Genomic DNA, 1,541 nt, shown 5'->3' on the forward strand with positions numbered 1-1,541 from the left:
TAACTGATCCTATTGTTTTATTGACCATACTATGTGATTTATGCCACATAATACAACTAAAAATCATCATCAAAAAACTGTTCACTTTGAACCGGAATCACCTGTACACTTTAAACCGGAATCAGGTGTTCAGTTTGCACCGGAATATCCAGTATACCTATTCCAGGATTGTGAAATTGAAGATTTAACTCAAGAACAACGTTTCTTTTTATATTGTTATCACACACTCAAAAAGGAAAACTATAAAATCAAAAAAATAGATAAAGAGCGCATTTTTAAATTAAATTCAAAAATCAAAAGTGAAGAGTACATCCATCAAAAACAATATGCTCTAGAAAATCTTGCCCAACGTTTAATCAAGGAAATAAACCCAGAAAACGTTTCAAACCTCTACCAATTTTCAAATGATTATGATAAAATAGACTGTTTAAAAATCACCTACATCTATATTCAAAAATTGCAACGTTTTATTGAAAAAGAATACAAGAATTACCTCAACGAAAATGGTCATATCCCCTATCGTTCCACCTTTGTAAAGGAATTTGAAATTTCTAAAAAACTCAATGAAGTCAAGTCAATTTTGTTGAAAAGCAATATTAATGATCAAATATTGAAATTAGTATATGAACCTTTACTCAAAATCGAAACTTTAAATTTTCAAGGAAAATTAACCTACTATGAATTTAATTACTGCACAAAAATCATCAAAGAATTACACAAACAAATTGAATTTGAAAAATTAACGGAAGAAGCTATTTTGGATTGCCTTTTCGTTCTAAATTTCAATTCATTACAGTTGTTCAAATACCTAACTAATACTTTTTTACAAGAATTAGAACCATTAGAAAATAATACTCAAAAAATTTACAGTTTATTCCGAATACTTAAAATCTACAATCAAAAACAAAGTGGAAATGCTATAAAATACAAAACAAACTTACCTCCAATTAAAAAACAAATTATAGGTTGGATTGAAGAAGAAATTGAGTATTTGAATAGAATAGTGGAACAAGAAACGAATCAATTACTGGTGTCCCCTCACAAAAAAGATGAAATCAAATTTTTAACGATTTTTTCAGTTGCTCAGTTAAGTTTCTTTATTAAAATATTGGTCGAAACCAATATTATAGACCATAAAATTCTAGCGGATGTGATTAGATTTGTTGCAAGAAATTTCAAAACCAAAAATACCGATAATATAGCAATCGAAAGTCTAAGAACAAAATTTCATAATGTAGAAAGTTCCACTAAAGAAGTAGTTAATGCTAAATTAATGGAAATATTAAAACTCACGAAGGACTAGAACTTCTCGCATCAACCTCCATCCAAATAAATCCATTTCAAGTAATTTCTCATCGTCAATTTTCAGTAATTCGACGAGATTGGGAATGGAATGGTATTCCATAAATCGCTGGAGTTCGGGGCTTAATTTAATATCGTCTTTCATAATTAATTGAGTTATGAATTACTAAAAAAACTATTTCGGTATCGGTACAAACAAGTAGCGTGGGACATCGATCACCAGCCAAAGAGGTACGACC

The 1,541-nt window shown here is 29.3% G+C and carries 2 protein-coding genes; one reads left to right on the forward strand and one right to left on the reverse strand.

What is annotated here, in order from left to right; genetic code table 11:
- Positions 1–40 precede the first annotated feature (40 nt).
- Positions 41–1,303: a hypothetical protein gene (locus B2145_RS13905; RefSeq protein ID WP_291103402.1), complete on the forward strand. Its 1,263-nt coding sequence runs from the start codon at positions 41–43 to the stop codon at positions 1,301–1,303.
- Here B2145_RS13905 and B2145_RS13910 read toward each other — a convergent pair.
- Entirely contained in the window at positions 1,283–1,447 is a 165-nt protein-coding gene (locus B2145_RS13910; protein WP_291103405.1) for a hypothetical protein, read from the reverse strand. The genes B2145_RS13905 and B2145_RS13910 overlap by 21 nt on opposite strands.
- Positions 1,448–1,541 lie beyond the last annotated feature (94 nt).

The organism is Flavobacterium sp. UBA5153 (assembly GCA_002413745.1).
In the GTDB taxonomy this organism is placed as follows: domain Bacteria; phylum Bacteroidota; class Bacteroidia; order Flavobacteriales; family Flavobacteriaceae; genus Flavobacterium.

Excerpts from the sequence above, each read along its gene's own strand:
- B2145_RS13905 (WP_291103402.1), top strand. The coding sequence starts at position 41 with ATGCCACATAATACAACTAAAAATCATCATCAAAAAACTGTTCACTTT.
- B2145_RS13910 (WP_291103405.1), bottom strand. The coding sequence starts at position 1,447 with ATGAAAGACGATATTAAATTAAGCCCCGAACTCCAGCGATTTATGGAA.